This is a genomic window from Acinetobacter chengduensis, from assembly GCF_003664645.1.
Classification (GTDB): domain Bacteria; phylum Pseudomonadota; class Gammaproteobacteria; order Pseudomonadales; family Moraxellaceae; genus Acinetobacter; species Acinetobacter chengduensis.
Window position 1 is genome coordinate 171,869 of the sequence record NZ_RCHC01000003.1, and the last position, 15,248, is coordinate 187,116.

The 15,248-nt window shown below is 39.3% G+C and carries 17 protein-coding genes; 7 read left to right on the forward strand and 10 right to left on the reverse strand.

Annotated elements, in window-relative coordinates:
* Nucleotides 1–19: 19 nt before the first annotated feature.
* Complete coding sequence (gene nfsB / locus D9K81_RS03965) at nucleotides 20–673, forward strand: oxygen-insensitive NAD(P)H nitroreductase (RefSeq protein ID WP_120373340.1); 654 nt, start codon at nucleotides 20–22, stop codon at nucleotides 671–673.
* 455 nt (nucleotides 674–1,128) lie between these two features.
* On the forward strand, nucleotides 1,129–1,359 hold the full coding sequence (locus D9K81_RS03975) for a hypothetical protein (protein ID WP_227602057.1): 231 nt from the start codon (nucleotides 1,129–1,131) through the stop codon (nucleotides 1,357–1,359).
* 123 nt (nucleotides 1,360–1,482) lie between these two features.
* Here the strand turns inward: D9K81_RS03975 and D9K81_RS03980 are convergent, their stop codons facing one another.
* The 4 genes from D9K81_RS03980 to D9K81_RS03995 all read right to left on the reverse strand — a co-directional run bounded on the left by D9K81_RS03980 (nucleotide 1,483) and on the right by D9K81_RS03995 (nucleotide 5,213).
* Nucleotides 1,483–2,340 carry a DMT family transporter gene (locus tag D9K81_RS03980; RefSeq protein ID WP_120373342.1) on the reverse strand — a complete coding sequence of 286 codons (858 nt, stop codon included), beginning with the start codon at nucleotides 2,338–2,340 and terminating at the stop codon, nucleotides 1,483–1,485.
* Between the two features lie 101 nt (nucleotides 2,341–2,441).
* Entirely contained in the window at nucleotides 2,442–3,479 is a 1,038-nt protein-coding gene (fba, locus tag D9K81_RS03985) for a class II fructose-bisphosphate aldolase (RefSeq protein WP_120373343.1), read from the reverse strand.
* 122 nt (nucleotides 3,480–3,601) lie between these two features.
* A complete protein-coding gene (locus D9K81_RS03990; RefSeq protein ID WP_120373344.1) occupies nucleotides 3,602–3,877 on the reverse strand; it encodes a hypothetical protein in 276 nt (91 codons plus the stop codon).
* Nucleotides 3,878–4,025: 148 nt separating this feature from the next.
* Entirely contained in the window at nucleotides 4,026–5,213 is a 1,188-nt protein-coding gene (locus tag D9K81_RS03995) for a phosphoglycerate kinase (RefSeq protein ID WP_120373345.1), read from the reverse strand.
* Between the two features lie 139 nt (nucleotides 5,214–5,352).
* On the opposite strand from D9K81_RS03995, the gene D9K81_RS04000 reads away from it, so the two are divergent.
* From D9K81_RS04000 to D9K81_RS04010, 3 genes are all read left to right on the forward strand, one after another.
* Nucleotides 5,353–5,736, forward strand: a complete 384-nt coding sequence (locus D9K81_RS04000; protein WP_106984805.1) for a DUF2237 family protein — start codon at nucleotides 5,353–5,355, stop codon at nucleotides 5,734–5,736.
* The gene (locus tag D9K81_RS04005) at nucleotides 5,736–6,329 is read left to right on the forward strand and encodes a Maf family protein (protein ID WP_120373346.1); all 594 of its coding nucleotides are present in this window, start codon (nucleotides 5,736–5,738) and stop codon (nucleotides 6,327–6,329) included. The genes D9K81_RS04000 and D9K81_RS04005 overlap by 1 nt, the downstream gene beginning before the upstream one ends.
* Before the next feature lie 672 nt (nucleotides 6,330–7,001).
* Complete coding sequence (locus tag D9K81_RS04010; protein WP_120373347.1) at nucleotides 7,002–8,171, forward strand: ribosomal protein uL16 3-hydroxylase; 1,170 nt, start codon at nucleotides 7,002–7,004, stop codon at nucleotides 8,169–8,171.
* A gap of 140 nt (nucleotides 8,172–8,311) precedes the next feature.
* Here D9K81_RS04010 and D9K81_RS04015 read toward each other — a convergent pair whose 3' ends face one another.
* The 5 genes from D9K81_RS04015 to D9K81_RS04035 form a co-directional block, all read right to left on the reverse strand.
* Nucleotides 8,312–10,216 (reverse strand): sensor histidine kinase, encoded by a 1,905-nt coding sequence (locus D9K81_RS04015; RefSeq protein WP_120373348.1) that lies wholly within the window; start codon nucleotides 10,214–10,216, stop codon nucleotides 8,312–8,314.
* A 1-nt stretch (nucleotide 10,217) separates the two neighbouring features.
* Nucleotides 10,218–10,913 (reverse strand): response regulator transcription factor, encoded by a 696-nt coding sequence (locus D9K81_RS04020; RefSeq protein ID WP_120373349.1) that lies wholly within the window; start codon nucleotides 10,911–10,913, stop codon nucleotides 10,218–10,220.
* A gap of 209 nt (nucleotides 10,914–11,122) precedes the next feature.
* Nucleotides 11,123–11,899 carry a glutathione S-transferase N-terminal domain-containing protein gene (locus D9K81_RS04025; protein WP_121523119.1) on the reverse strand — a complete coding sequence of 259 codons (777 nt, stop codon included), beginning with the start codon at nucleotides 11,897–11,899 and terminating at the stop codon, nucleotides 11,123–11,125.
* A 204-nt stretch (nucleotides 11,900–12,103) separates the two neighbouring features.
* Nucleotides 12,104–12,616, reverse strand: a complete 513-nt coding sequence (gene rraA / locus D9K81_RS04030) for a ribonuclease E activity regulator RraA (protein WP_120373351.1) — start codon at nucleotides 12,614–12,616, stop codon at nucleotides 12,104–12,106.
* A gap of 11 nt (nucleotides 12,617–12,627) precedes the next feature.
* On the reverse strand, nucleotides 12,628–13,293 hold the full coding sequence (locus D9K81_RS04035) for an NAD-dependent epimerase/dehydratase family protein (protein ID WP_120373352.1): 666 nt from the start codon (nucleotides 13,291–13,293) through the stop codon (nucleotides 12,628–12,630).
* 215 nt (nucleotides 13,294–13,508) lie between these two features.
* On the opposite strand from D9K81_RS04035, the gene rpsT reads away from it, so the two are divergent.
* Nucleotides 13,509–13,775: a 30S ribosomal protein S20 gene (rpsT, locus tag D9K81_RS04040; RefSeq protein ID WP_120373353.1), complete on the forward strand. Its 267-nt coding sequence runs from the start codon at nucleotides 13,509–13,511 to the stop codon at nucleotides 13,773–13,775.
* Nucleotides 13,776–13,963: 188 nt separating this feature from the next.
* Complete coding sequence (locus D9K81_RS04045) at nucleotides 13,964–14,404, forward strand: hypothetical protein (protein WP_120373354.1); 441 nt, start codon at nucleotides 13,964–13,966, stop codon at nucleotides 14,402–14,404.
* A 106-nt stretch (nucleotides 14,405–14,510) separates the two neighbouring features.
* Here the strand turns inward: D9K81_RS04045 and D9K81_RS04050 are convergent, their stop codons facing one another.
* Nucleotides 14,511–15,245: a histidine phosphatase family protein gene (locus tag D9K81_RS04050; protein ID WP_120373355.1), complete on the reverse strand. Its 735-nt coding sequence runs from the start codon at nucleotides 15,243–15,245 to the stop codon at nucleotides 14,511–14,513.
* Nucleotides 15,246–15,248 lie beyond the last annotated feature (3 nt).

Sequence of the window (15,248 nt, forward strand, 5' to 3'; positions counted from 1 at the left end):
CGTTTTGGAAGATTGCATCATGGATTTGTTAAACGTATCAAAAAATCGTTATACCACTAAAGCATACGATCCCAACAAGAAAATTCCACCAGAACAATTTGCACGTTTACTTGAAATTCTTCGTTTAACGCCCTCTTCAATTAACATTCAACCTTGGCACTTTTTTATCGCTGATCATACATTAGCGAAAGAACGCATTGCAAAAGCCTTGGTGGGTAAATATGCCTATAACGCGCCCAAAGTACTTGACTCATCGCATACTATTTTGTTTTGTACCCAAGCAGATATCAGTGAAAATCATTTAGAGCATTTGTTAAATCGTGATGAACTAAGTGGCCGCTTTAAAGATGAACAAGCCAAGCAAGGTCAAAAAGACAGTCGCACTGGTTATGTAAATTTCTATCGCAATGAAAAAGGTGATATTCAGCGCTGGGCTGAAAATCAAACCTTTATTGCACTGGGTCAAATGCTTTTAGCTGCAGGCATTGAAGGTGTTGATGCAACTCCGATTGGTGGCTTTGATGAAGATATTATAAGCGATGAGCTACAGCTTGTTGAGAAGGGCTTAATTCCGTCCGTATTATTAACTTTAGGCTATCGTAGTGAAAAAGACTTTAATGCCAAACTGCCAAAATCACGCCTGAGCCAAGAAGAAATATTTACTCAGCTTTAATATTTTAAACAAAGCGACGAAAGGGGGATTATTCCCTCTTTCATATCATTTTAGGACTTATTTTTTAAACATAAATCGAGTATATTTTGCGCAACTCAATATATTGGTCTATTACCATGTTTGTTGCACCTAAATTACCAATGAAATTTTATTGCGCTTCATGTCAATCCATTTATTTGCAACCATACCAAGCCAAAATGCGTCTTTTTTACCCACACTGCCCTCAATGTCAGCAACCTGGACAATTACAAGGTACAGTAGAAACTCAAGATATAATCAAACACCCTATTCCATTGATTAAAAGCTATTTAAAGGGCTTCAGCCAATCTTTAAAAAGATAAAAATATTCTATTAAAATAATGCCTTAGCAATATAAAAAATATTATTGCTTATTTTTTGGCCTGTATTTTGCTTTTATTTAAATATATTTTTATTTTCAAATACGGGGAATGCTCATGTCTATGTTGTTTAACCGACCAATGAAGTTTGAATGTGCACATTGTAATTTGTGTTATATGCACCCTTATCAATTACAAGAACATCACTACCCTGCCTGTCCGCAATGTCATGCTCAAGGTCAATTGCTTGGCATCGCTGAAACAGCAGATTTAGTGCAACATCCTATTTATGCTATGAACAGCTATCTTGCATGGGTTAAAAGTAAATTGACACCACACAGTCACTAAATGACTTAAGTAATGCATTAATTTAATGCTTAACGACAATAAAAATAATGCAAAATAATAATTTAGAGACTGCGACAGCCTACAGCAAATCATGCATAACTTCCCTCAGTTATGCATGATTTTTTACATCGCATAGGCCAAGCACAAAACACTACTTAACCCTAAAGCTAACCCCAATGCGACAATGGGCTTCACACGCTCTTTAAAAATAAATAATCCACTCAACACACCCAGCATCACAACCAATACATTCATACCTGCAAACACTACAGCTGGCGAGTCTTTTAACAGCATGTGTGCTTTAACATATAAGGCAATATTGGCAAAATTTAATACACCAAGTATCAAGCCAGCACCAATATTTTGCCATGTTCCCATACTTTTATATTTAACAATGATGTACAGCATCGATACAACAAAGGCAAAAATAAACATCAAATTCAGCGTCACTGAAAATTGCAAACCTAAGCCTGTTGTATATTTCAGCAATATATCAATCAGTGCATACCCGACCCAAACAGCTAACAATGATATGATTGCCATAGGCTTTGAGCTATGTGTAGCCTGCGTGTTTTTATGCGAATCTAATATGCAAAAAACTGCACAAACACCCATAACAATGCCCAGAATTTTCAGCTGATTGAAAGCTTCATTAAAAATAAAATAAGCCGCTAAAAGTGACAACACTACGGACAACCGCTGTGCAATTTCTGTTTTTAAAATACCTGCATTTTGAAGTGATTTAGACAAACAGAAAAAAATGGCTGGAAGCAATATGCCTAAAACTGTAATTAACCACCATGGCGTATGCTCAATAGAAACATGCACTAGGTCTGGCTTAAACCATAAATAGGTTAATACACTGGCCGTTGCATAATTCCACGCAATCATTTGCATTGGAATTAAACCCCGATCTCGGCAAATTTTTAAGAGTATAGATACCGCTACACTGCACAGCGCAGCTGCAAATATCAATTCCATGATGGTGTATCCTCTATTAAACGATCTTTTATATTTTTTCTGATCAATACAAAAAAAGCCCACGTATTGTGGGCTTTTACTGATAAATAATCTATGACAAATTATTTATAACGATCAACCATTTTCTCTAAAGAAATTGGACGGATCTTGTCAGCGTTACCTGCTGTACCAAATGCTGTGTAACGGTCTACACAGATTTGCTTCATTGCTTCAATTGTTTGAGCAAAGAATTTACGCGGGTCAAATTCGCTTGGTTTTTCAGCCATCATACGGCGCATTGCACCTGTAGAAGCTAAACGCAAATCTGTATCGATGTTGATTTTACGAACACCGTGTTTGATTGCTTCAACCAATTGTTCTACTGGCACACCGTAAGTTTCGCCAATGTTACCACCGTATTGGTTAATCACTGCTAACCATTCTTGCGGTACAGAGCTTGAACCATGCATTACAAGGTGTGTATTTGGCAATGCCGCATGAATTTCTTTAATGCGTTCGATTGCTAAAATATCGCCTGTAGGTGGACGAGTGAATTTGTAAGCACCGTGTGAAGTACCTACTGCAATCGCCAAAGCATCTACATTAGTGTCTGCAACAAAGCTACGTGCTTCTTCAACAGAAGTTAAAAGCTGTGAATGGTCTAAAACGCCTTCTGCGCCCACGCCATCTTCTTCACCAGCCATACCTGTTTCTAGGCTACCTAAACAGCCAATTTCACCTTCAACAGATACGCCACACGCATGTGCCATTGCAACTGTACGACGTGTAACGTCTACGTTATAGTCGTATGACGTTGGTGTTTTACCATCTTCACCCAAAGAACCGTCCATCATTACTGATGAAAAACCTAATTGGATTGAACGTTGGCAAACGTCAGGGCTTGTACCATGGTCCTGATGCATCACAACAGGAATATGTGGCCATTCTTCAATTGCTGCCAAAATAAGGTGACGTAAGAATGGAGCACCTGCGTATTTACGCGCACCAGCCGAAGCTTGCACAATTACAGGTGAATTCGTTTCGTCTGCGGCCAACATAATAGCGCGCATTTGTTCTAAGTTGTTTACGTTAAACGCTGGTACGCCGTAGTTGTGTTCGCCGGCGTGATCCAAGAGCTGGCGCATTGAAATTAGAGCCATAATATCCTCCCAGGTAATGCGACATATTCTACATGCACAATCATTTCAATTCAGCAAAAAAACCAACTTTTATATAAAAAATCCCTGCTTATGCAGGGACTTTTAAAATAATGTCAGTAATTTTAGTGAGCTGCTGCTGAAGCTTCTGTTTGCTCAGTGTCTGCTGTCGCCTCATCTGCAGGTGCATTTGCAATTTCTGCAGGTACATCTGTATTTTTTTCGTCCAAGACTGGTTTATCTAAAGAGTCAATTGCCGCTTGTTGCTCTGGCGTCACTTTGTCATTTTCAGCTGGCGCAGAGGCTTCTGTTGTATCTTGTGGAGTCGCATCTTTTTTTGCACACGCTGTTAATGCTAAAGGCGCAATTAATACTGCTGCAAGTGCCAGTTTTAGGTTCATCACATTGTCCTACGGGTTGATGATTAACTTCGTAGAAAATTTTATTGCAGAAATATTTCATTTTTATGACTGAAAAATGAACGGGCACAAAAAAGGGCTAACGAATGTTAGCCCTTTTCAACTTTTAGCGCAGCTAAAAGCTTATGGCTTATGCACGCTCAAGAAGCGCAGCAACTGCAGGAAGTGTTTTACCTTCTACAAATTCAAGGAATGCACCACCACCTGTAGAGATATAACCAATTTTGTCTGCAACTTCGTATTTATCAATGGCAGCCAAAGTATCGCCACCACCCGCAATAGAGAAACCTGCAGATTCAGCAATCGCTAAAGATAAAGTTTTTGTGCCTTCGCCAAACTGATCGACTTCAAATACACCCACTGGACCATTCCAAAGAATTGTTTTTGAAGTTTTTAAAATTTCAGCAAATGCTTTCGCTGTTTCTGGGCCAACGTCCAAAATCATGTCGTTGTCAGTCACATCTTCAACTTTTTTCACCACAGCTTTAGCTACAGCCAATGAACCCAAAAAGTCAGAAAAATCAATTTCAGATGCATCTGCTACAACTACGTCTGTAGGAAGTGGTACAGATACTTTCGCAGCAATTGCTTTTGCAGTGTCGATCAAATCATTTTCACACAATGATTTACCTACGTTATAGCCTGCAGCCGCTAAGAATGTATTGGCAATACCACCACCCACGATCAATTGATCGCAGATATCTGAAAGTGATGTTAATACATCTAGCTTTGTCGACACCTTAGAACCAGCAACAATCGCCACCATTGGTTTTTCAGGTGTTTGTAACGCACGACCCAAAGCATCTAATTCTGCTGCCAACAAAGGACCTGCAGCTGCAACTTTTGCACAACGCGCTACGCCTTCAGTTGAAGCTTCTGCACGGTGAGCTGTACCAAATGCATCCATTACGTACACATCACATAATGCTGCATATTTCGCAGAAAGTTCTGGGTTATTTTTCTTTTCGCCTACGTTAAAACGGCAGTTTTCAAGCAATACAACTTGGCCTGGTACAACTTCAACGCCATCTAAGTATTCAGTGATTAACTTAACGTCTTGGCCTAAAGCTTCAGTTAAGTAAGCTGCTACTGGAGCAAGCGATTGTTCCGCTTTAGGTTCACCTTCAACAGGACGACCAAGGTGTGAATACACCATTACAGCGGCACCTTGTGCAAGTGCTGCTTTAATTGTAGGTAATGCTGCGCGTAAACGGGCATCACTTGTAATCACGCCATTTTTAACAGGTACGTTTAAGTCTTCACGAATTAGAACACGCTTACCCGCTAAATCAAGATCAGTCATACGCTGAAAGTTCATGCATTGCTCTCTTTATTGATATCAAAACGCGAAGATTTTAAATGATTATGCGAAAAAACGTTAGCTTCTTTTGCAGAAAAGGCATCCAAACTTAAAGTTTTGCTATCATAGGGAAAAATCAGAGCAAGATTCCTAGCCTATGTCTATTCATCCAGATCCGCATCTTAATCGTCTTAACGCTTTAGGTGAGCCTTTGGCCAGCTGTTGTTTTGATCCCATTACCGGTTTTTTTCGTAACGGTTTCTGCCATACCGCAGTTTCGGATTTAGGCCAGCACACGATGTGTGCGCAAATGACCTCTGAATTTCTTAATTTTTCGCAAAAAGCGGGAAATGATCTTATCACCCCATTACCAGAAGTTGGTTTCCCTGGTTTACAACCAGGCGATTTTTGGTGCATCTGTGTGACGCGTTGGGTGGAAGCATACCAAGCCGGCATTGCCCCACCTGTCAAAATACAAGCATGTCATCAAGCTGTGCTGTCTTATGTACCGCTTGATGTACTTATGGAATATGCAGTGTAATGAGTACTCCCGAAATCATTTTGGCCTCCTCTAGCCAAACCCGTAAAGATTTAATGGATCGTTTACGGATTGATTACCGTTCAATCGTACCTGATATTGATGAATCGCCACGCGGTGAAAACCATGCAGACGATTTGGCAAAACGACTGGCTTTTGAAAAAGCCAAATGTATTAGTAGCCAATATCCAGATGCAATTGTCATTGGTTCGGACCAAGTCGCTTGGCGTGAAGGCGCTCCAGATATTTTTATTGGCAAGCCACTGTGTACAGAAAAAGCTATTAAACAATTACAAGCCAACTCGGACAAAATTGTTTATTTCAGTACGGCGCTCAGCGTACAACATGCAAGTTCTGGCTTTGAACAAACACTGATTGAACATTATAAAGTCAAGTTTAGAAAACTTAGCCTGCCTGAAATTGAACGCTACGTAGAAGTTGAACAACCGCTTCATTGTGCTGGTAGCTTCAAGTGTGAAAGCTTAGGCATTAGTTTATTTGAAGAAATGATTGGCCATGATCAAACTACATTAATGGGCATGCCAATGATTAAACTCTGTCAGATTTTGCGTGAATTGAAAATTTTAGTGCCTTAATTTTTAAGTATTCATCCTTAAAAAGCAGCGCCTTATACAAGTGCGCTGTTTTTGTATTTATTTTTGATTTATCGCACCGCGAAGCAAAGCTTAAAGGCGTAACTACTTTGCCATCTCCATATAGAGCAAGTTATGACTCAGCTTCACTATAAAATACAGGGCTTAGATTTCGAACAATATATATCCACAATCGAAGTTATGAGCTGATAGCCAAATACCACGATAAATCTGCTCATTTTAAAATGTTATTTTATACTGCATTCCCCTATAAATTGGGCCAGTATTAAAATAATAATGCTTTTAAAATTTCAGATATAATTAAGTAAAACAAATAACTAGAGCTTAAGTTTGTTAAAATAGAGTAGATGGAAAGCAATTCATCAAAATGCATCTTTACATTTTAGTACAGACAGAATTCAACAAAGTGAATGGTGGCCATTTTATCTTGATCAAAAATACTCTTTTAATTGGCAATCACATCATGAAGCATGGCCAATGATCTTATCTGGCGAGTTATGTGATCGCATCATGTATTATGCTGACGAAACATATCAGCTCCTCCAAAAAATGATCTTTTAAGTAAGTTGTAAATAATTCTTAACATAAACCTTTTACTTGCACCCGTTAAAGACACAAGGGACAATATGGGAAATTTAATTGATGGTTTTTCTTATGTCTCAACCTTTAGACGTGCTCGGCGGTATTAGCGCTGAGCAATTCCTTGCCGAATATTGGCAAAAAAAACCGCTCCTCGTGCGTAATGCTATTCCAGAAATCGTCGATATCTTAGAACCTAACGATATTATGGAATTAGCACTTGATGAAAACGTCAATGCACGTTTAATCAAACAGAAAGACAAAGACCCAAATCAATGGTCTGTGAAATCGTCACCTTTAATCAAAGCTGACTTCCAAAAAATGCCCAAGCTTTGGTCGGTGCTAATTCAAGCGGTAGATCATTACTCTTTTGATTTAGCCGCTTTATGGAAAAAATTTCCGTTTATTCCACAATGGCGCCGTGACGACATTATGGTATCATACGCACCTCAAGGTGGATCTGTCGGTCAGCATTTTGACTTCTATGATGTGTTTTTAGTACAAGGTTATGGACATCGCCGTTGGCAGTTAGGCCAAATGTGCAATGCAGATACTGAATTTGTTGCAGGCCAACCCTTACGCCTTTTACCTGAAATGGACATCAATTTTGATGAAGTTTTAGCACCAGGTGATTTATTGTATGTCCCACCAGGTTTGGCACATTACGGTGTCGCTGAAGATGACTGTTTGACCTATTCATTTGGCTTCCGCATGCCAAATGTAACAGACATGATGGATCGCGTGAGCGATAAATTTTCCGAAAATAGCACTTTAAAAAATCCGTTGCTTGATATTATTCGTGATCAACAGAGTGCGATTGGTCAGGTTACTGGAAATGAGCTTGAATATTTAAAAACCAAGCTGTTTGAACATTTACAGAATTCAAATATTCTCGAAGATGCCATCATGAGCTTAATGTCTGAACCAAAGTATTTAGACAATATTCCTGAAGCAGAAGAAATTGGTACAGGTGATCTAGAAGCAGTATTGGAGCAAGGTTATCAATTGCTCATGGAGCCAGCTTCACGTTTGCTATATACAGAGCAAGATGGTCAATTGCTATTTTGGGCCAATGGCGAAGCAGTGTGCATCTCAGAAGCATCTGCGAGCTACTTAAAGCGTCTTGCAGATGGCGAACTGATCATACTAGATGAAAACCTAGCGGATAACGACATTTTGGAAGACATCGCGCATTTACTCAATGAATCGATTATTATGCTTGCACCAACAGACGATGCTGAATAAACCACTGAATTTATAGCACCGCCTTTTGTCAATCTTATAATAAGTCAAACATCAGAACCCAATGAGGATGCATTCTTCATTGGGTTCTATCTCAAAGCCAAGACTGGCAAAAAACCTTTCACTTATCCATCAATATCACTTCACAGCTCTACTTCATTCTCATGTAAAGGCGCACGTATTAACACTTGTATACGTGTACAACCAAATTCTGAATAGATGTTAAACGTTGCTTGCATGCGCTCAGCCCGCGTTTTCATACTTCGCATACCTATACTCATACCATTTTGATTTACACAATCCACATCAAAACCAACACCATCATCCTGAATAATCAATTCGAGTTGCTGCGCTTCAGTAAAGTTTAAAGACACTGAAACGCTTTGTGCTTGACTGTGCTTCACCACATTAACCAAGCTTTCTTCTAAAATTCGAATCAGTGTTAAACATTGAAATGCTGTAGGGACAAAACCCCAAGCTGGCGCAACTTGCCACGCTGCACGAATGTTTAATTCATCGAGTAATAAATTAAAACGATAGCGTACAGGTGCGAGCCATAAAATGGGAGAATCTGGTACTCGACTGCCTTCTGCCGACCCTGTATCAATAATTTGACGCAAATCATCCCTTAAAAGTTTGAGCATAGACAGAAACTGTTGATTGGGAATTTGATGTTCACACTGGCTCACAATAATCATTGAACGCACCAGTGATGCACCTAATCCATCGTGTAAATCATGTGATAAGGCCATACGTTCATGCAAACGTGCATTACTCAGTTCGAGCTGATGTTGCTCGTTTAAACTTTTACTGAGGTTGTCACTTACTTCGTCAACTTTGGTTTCTAAATAATTATTAAATTCTTCGACTTTTTTAATATTTCGATTAAGCCTCACCCCCAAGATCACCACAATAAATACGGTGACAATTGGCGATGTATATGGCGTAAGTGAAGTCACTTCATAAGGTAGGCGCACTAAAAACATAATCAAGTCGAATAAACCGAGCAACAAGACCAATGTCATACAGCATGCTAAAAATATAAAGTCGCCACGTTTATCTTGAAAAGCCACAACACATAAATAAACATAGGCACAAAGAAACAATAGCATATAAAAAAGCAATACCACAGCAATCACTGAATTGAATGTGCTTAGCCCCGTAAACATCAAAGCAGAAATGCAAATGACCGTAATATACAAGATCACTTTTTCAAGTTTGGGATTTTTTTTCTCTATAAAACGAATTAGATAGGTACTAAAGGTCAATAAATACAGCACCAAACAAATCATGTTGAATTTCATCAAGACCAAAGTATTTGGAAATGGTGAAGTTTCTGAAAGGAGAAGATTGGTGATGAATAACACCCAAAACAAAGAGCTTAAAGCAAACCAACCAAAACTGGTTTCTTGACGGCGAAATAGCCAAATAATGAAGCAAATAATGCCTAGAGTGCTCGATAAAATCGTATTGATTTGAAAAAGCGTTCGATAATCCCATGTTTTTTCTCGGATCATCACGCCATTATCTACAACATTATTAAAATCAATACGACCAATCCCCGCACTCATGTCCGCATAACCGGTGACATAAATCATGATCTCATTCTCGTGTGTATGTAAGCCCGAGATGGGTAAAACCCAAGATCGTGGAATATTCCAACTTTTAGATAAAGGTTCAACGAGATTTTGATCACGCCATAGCATATCGCCATTTAAGTATACGGCGCCGGCAACATTAATATAATCAAGTGAAAATGCGATCGGCTCTGTTAATTTCGTATTCTTTTGGCATTCCCAGTGCCATTTAACGCGATACCACACCCCACCAATATAGTCTTTCCAAATGCCCTCACGTGACCATTGGTCAGGCAGTTTGGTCACCTTCTCCCAACCTTGGGTCGGAATGTCATCTAAAGAGGATGTTTGTACTTTTTGAATGTCATTTAATATGACTTTACATTGTTGATTAATTAAAAAACTTTCACTAGCAAAGCTAAAACTACAAATAAACCATAACAGTAAGCAGGTAAATTTTAGCTTACCCATCTTATAAAATCCCTAAGGAGCGGGCGGCGCTTACCGCTTTCGTTCGTTTTGTGACGGAAAGTTTACGGTAAATATGCTTAATATGACTTTCTACGGTATAGCGTGAGACACACAATTGCTCTGCAATTTCTCGATTACTCAGCCCTTGTGCAACTAAATTAAGAATCTCTGTTTCACGTACAGTCAGCAGTACTTGCTCAGCATCTAGCTCTCGGGCCTTCTCTGGCTCAGATTGCCCTTGTGATTGTTCATCTACTGCAATTTGCTTTAAAATTTCACGTGCAATAAATGGGTCAATTGGAGCGCCACCACGTAAAATACTACGGATCGAGAGTAGCACTTCCGCATCGTCACGCTCTTTAAGCACATAACCCGTTGCACCTGCTTTAATCGCACCAAACAAACTTTCTTGTGTGCTCCATGCAGAAATCACCAAAATCATGGCATTGCTTTCTAAAGCACGAAGCTTTTCGATAATTTGCATACCATTGCCGTCAGGTAAGCCTAAATCAACCAAAGCCAATGAAATCGGCTGATCTGTAATAATCTGAAAAGCTTCCTTCACGTTTTTAGCAAAGAGCAAATCAGCTGATTTATAACCCAGCTCCGTTAAAATTTGACGAAGCCGAAACTGAATAATCTCTTCGTCTTCAACCACCAAAACAGGAACGGGTAATATCACATCAGAAACAGCCATTTATCTACCACCCCCAAATATCGCTAACCTAATCCATTTATTTCTAAAAGAATATCCCTAGAAATAAGTAATTTAACTACTTTTTAGAAGGCAATATTGCAAATGTTGTTTTTCTACTCAACTTGAGTGGTATTTGACATCAAGCTCATGATGAATATTACATACCGCCCTAAATGTGTAGTCTGAATTATTCTACACTTGTATTATATTTATGCACCATACTGTGCTCGCAAATACTTCACAATCTTAGCGGATTCAAATAGTTTCACACCTGTATTAGGATCTACCAAATATGGCACTTGAATATTCTGCCCCATTAACTTAAGCACTTGCTCACGTTTACCACCTTCGAGTGGTACATATTGACCCGGCTTTAAGCGTAAAATAGCCATGCCTTGGTCTTGCCAGCGCTCTTTGGATACATTGTGGAACTTAAAAGCCAACTCTAGCTCAGTCAGTTCTGCACGCACAATACGCGTAAATGGGCTGGCTTCAAATCCCCACAATTCTAGCAAAGCTTTAGGAGCTTCACGTTTTAAAATCTTTTTATTCACCCACACACCACGTGCACCATTCACTATAGTCCCGGCTAAAGCCAAAACGGGTATTTTAGGATAATGCGCATATTGCTTTGGAGTTTGGCCTGTTTTGCCATAATGTTTAAAGAGATGATGAATTATCTCCTGTGACTCGTACAACTGTGTGCCTGTATTTTCATCGACTAAAAATGGAAATTGGCGACGCCCACCCAAGGCTTTCATTTCGGTTCTGTAGCGTTCACCACCTTTGGGACAAGGATAAACTTCATAGTCTAAATTCAGTGTCGTCATGACCTCGCGTACACGGCGACAAAATGGAGAACCTTCAAATTCATAAAGCTTTAATGGCTTTGTAGGTTGCTTCGGATATGCTGTGCCATTGGTGCCACGCCCACCTTCTAACACAGCAGATGCCACTGCCTGAATCACTTTAATTTGATGGAGCATGGTTTTTATCCTTTTTGGTTTGATCTATTGATATTTTTATGGCTTGTTAGTTTTATCAGGTCATCCTCTCTCAGAAAATGCCTATATGGCTCACATTACAGCGCTTCTTGAACACTGCAATGCAATTGATGCTGGTATTTAAAGTCCAAATTTAATTCATTAGACGACTCAGTACTAAAGTAAATTTATAAGCGCACGAATAAGTTAAAGTTCGACCAAAGCTTCTTCTGCAATCACAATACCGTTATTGTCTGCATAAATAAATTGACCTGACTGAATCACTACACCACCAAAGCTGAGTGCAACATCTGTTTCACCCAAGCCTTTACGGTTACTTTTTTGTGGAATAGACGCTAAGGCATGTACGCCTAAATCTAAATCAGCAATTGCATCTACATCACGAACACATCCATAAATAATCACACCGTTCCAGTGATTTTCTACTGCAGATTCCGCAATCATATCGCCCATCAGTGCACAGCGCATAGAAGCACCGCCATCAACAACTAATACCTTACCTTGACCATCAGTCGCCAATAGCTCTTTAACACGTGAGTTATCTTCAAAACATTTGACCGTTACCACTTGGCCACCAAAGCTCTTTCGCCCACCATAGCTCTTAAAAAATTTACCGTCTAATGATGGGCTCATCACAGATATGTTTTTTTCTGGATTGTCATCAAGTAAGTCACACGTCACAAATGGCACTGTAGACACAATATTTCCCCTCATTTAGTTTTTTGTATGCGTAAATTATCATAAATTTGAAATTTTTCGGTTTGCCCATGCGCTACCTCGACCATAGTATGAGCCACTTGACCGGCTGTCACTGGCTTATATTTAAAAGTATCGGGTACAAAATGCGAAAGACGCCCATACAGCTTTTGTACAGCATCTTCTAAGGTTCGTGAACCCTCTCGTTCCCCCAAGAGCAATGAAGGTTGTATAATTGAAGTTCTACATAAATCTAAGCTTTTTACATAATATTCAAGTTCACCTTTGACCCGATTATAAAAAAACGGCGATTGGCTATTTGCCCCCAATGCACTAAGCAAAATAAAATGCGTAGGTGAATATTCTAGTAATTCCGCAAAATGTGCATTGATACTAAAATCAGTTTGATAAAACTTTTCCTTGCTCCCTGCTTGTTTCATAGTCGTGCCCAAACAGCTAAACGCATGTGTATAGTTCATCACATCTTGTTTATTGAGCTTAGTAAAATCATCGAGCTCTAATTGTTGTACTTTGGCTGTTTGATTAAGCTGCGTATCTCGTTTACGTACCACAGCAGTAATATTGCTACAGTCATCTAGCACACTTAGCGCCTGAACCAGTCTGCGACCGACCAAACCGGTTGCACCAATCACGATTGCATTTTCTATAGATTTACTCATTTTTTATACAATATCCTTTCAACATGACTAATCTACGCTTTTCTTAAGACATTTTCTTCATCTAAAATGTTGTCAAAGCATGTCAAGACTTGACTTAAGCACTTAGTTTAATCACAATATGGCACTTGTTTACGGGCTGGTGATAGTTCTTCTGATGTTGGTTTTCAGATGTAATTTCAGCCCGCCCAGACCAACCTAATTCAAGGAGTGCACGAGTGGCAAACTCTGCTCAAGCAAAAAAACGTGCTCGTCAAAACGTTAAAGCACGCAAACACAACGCTAGCTTACGTTCTATGGTACGTACTTATCTTAAACGTACAGTTGCTGCTATCGCTGCAGGTGACTACGCTACTGCTTCAGAAGCGTACAAAACTGCGGTTCCAGTAATCGACCGTATGGCTGATAAAGGCATCATCCATAAAAACAAAGCTGCTCGTCATAAGAGCCGTTTGAATGCACAAGTTAAAGCTTTGGCTAACTAATTTGTCGCAGTGAAAAAAGCCCTTTTAGGGCTTTTTTTGTTTTTGTACTCTTTCAAAATTACCCTATTTGATCAATATTTCAATAAAAATTATTTTATTTTAGCCATTCAAAATCCCATACTTTTATTATGGTATTAAAGTTCAATCTACTGTATGTTGATACAACCATTCTTTGGGGTACTCCTACAATGATTGACAAATTTCTACCCACACTCGAAAAGTTCAAACAAACCGAACAGCAATATATTGATTATTTTAGTGCCAAAGGCGAAAAAGATATTTTATCCAAAGTCATTTCAAACATGAAAGGTACAGCCGAAATTCAAGCTTCTCAAGGTGTCGATGCATGGTTGGCTTATGGTGTATATTTGCCTGCAATTGAACGTATATTTGCATTACATGCAGGTGAATCAGAAGCTGATTTTTATTCACGCACTCAATATCCACAAGAGATTGTCGAGGCCTATACCCTTTTTGATCATGATATTGCAACTTTAATAGCAGCAGATAAATATAGTCGTCTGCATCAGCACAATACCGCTGTAAATACTGCCATTTGGCCCTTAAATGATGCTGGACACAGCATTAATCTAAATGACTATCCTGCTCGCATTAAAGCAAAGATTTAAAAGCTATAAAAAATAAAAAAGCTCAATATTGGCTATTGAGCTTTCAAATTGCTTATCCACTAAATTGAATAACAAAAGTGATGCATGCAATCCACACAATATGGCTTTATGCTTTGGGCTGGAAATCCGCAATATTCAATTCATTTAATTGACCACGCCAAATCCACTTTAGTTTGGACTCAAGGAATATATCCCCCTCAAACCACACGAATAGCCCTTCCATCATCTTAGGCCACTCTTCACGTGTAATTCCATGCTTACCCGAAATAACCGCCAAAATAGCCGCTAAAATCGTGTCATGGCTCACCGCCAAGCTAAGACCCGAATGATTACTTGGATGTGTGTTGTATATTAATTCCAATACATCCACCACACCACTAATAGGATGTTTCATTCCCGGCAAAGCGTTATTCACAAAGCTATTGATAAACCCCAAAGCACCTTGCTGTTTAAAGTACGGACCCGCTTGCTTGATATCTAAAACAAAACTACCTGGTTCTACCAATAAGCCTTGTTCAATAATTTCAATATGATGGGTATTTACAGCCACAGACTTGGCATCTGCACCCTGAATCATGAGCGCAGCTGTATCTACACAGCGCTGAATAGGACTGGAGATACAATGCTCAATCACCCGATCCGTATTTTCAATTAAATACTCACCCCACGCTTCTGCTAAATCACGCCCTTGATTGGTCAATTGCAAATCATAACCTGCCAATCCCTGACCTGTAACAACTTCACGAATCGAGTGTCGGGTAAATAAAGTCACAGGGGTTTTAGCATCAGGCAATAAATCCAACGCCTTAAACATACTAGGAGGAAGCAGATCTAGAGCCATAAC

Coding starts and splice junctions, on each gene's coding strand:
- D9K81_RS03980 (WP_120373342.1), bottom strand. CDS start 2,340: ATGGAATTGATATTTGCAGCTGCGCTGTGCAGTGTAGCGGTATCTATA.
- D9K81_RS04050 (WP_120373355.1), bottom strand. CDS start 15,245: ATGGCTCTAGATCTGCTTCCTCCTAGTATGTTTAAGGCGTTGGATTTA.
- fba (WP_120373343.1), bottom strand. CDS start 3,479: ATGGCTCTAATTTCAATGCGCCAGCTCTTGGATCACGCCGGCGAACAC.
- D9K81_RS04000 (WP_106984805.1), top strand. CDS start 5,353: ATGTCTATTCATCCAGATCCGCATCTTAATCGTCTTAACGCTTTAGGT.
- D9K81_RS04020 (WP_120373349.1), bottom strand. CDS start 10,913: ATGGCTGTTTCTGATGTGATATTACCCGTTCCTGTTTTGGTGGTTGAA.
- D9K81_RS04005 (WP_120373346.1), top strand. CDS start 5,736: ATGAGTACTCCCGAAATCATTTTGGCCTCCTCTAGCCAAACCCGTAAA.
- D9K81_RS04015 (WP_120373348.1), bottom strand. CDS start 10,216: ATGGGTAAGCTAAAATTTACCTGCTTACTGTTATGGTTTATTTGTAGT.
- D9K81_RS03990 (WP_120373344.1), bottom strand. CDS start 3,877: ATGAACCTAAAACTGGCACTTGCAGCAGTATTAATTGCGCCTTTAGCA.
- nfsB (WP_120373340.1), top strand. CDS start 20: ATGGATTTGTTAAACGTATCAAAAAATCGTTATACCACTAAAGCATAC.
- D9K81_RS04035 (WP_120373352.1), bottom strand. CDS start 13,293: ATGAGTAAATCTATAGAAAATGCAATCGTGATTGGTGCAACCGGTTTG.
- D9K81_RS03995 (WP_120373345.1), bottom strand. CDS start 5,213: ATGAACTTTCAGCGTATGACTGATCTTGATTTAGCGGGTAAGCGTGTT.
- D9K81_RS04045 (WP_120373354.1), top strand. CDS start 13,964: ATGATTGACAAATTTCTACCCACACTCGAAAAGTTCAAACAAACCGAA.
- D9K81_RS04025 (WP_121523119.1), bottom strand. CDS start 11,899: ATGCTCCATCAAATTAAAGTGATTCAGGCAGTGGCATCTGCTGTGTTA.
- D9K81_RS04010 (WP_120373347.1), top strand. CDS start 7,002: ATGTCTCAACCTTTAGACGTGCTCGGCGGTATTAGCGCTGAGCAATTC.
- D9K81_RS03975 (WP_227602057.1), top strand. CDS start 1,129: ATGTCTATGTTGTTTAACCGACCAATGAAGTTTGAATGTGCACATTGT.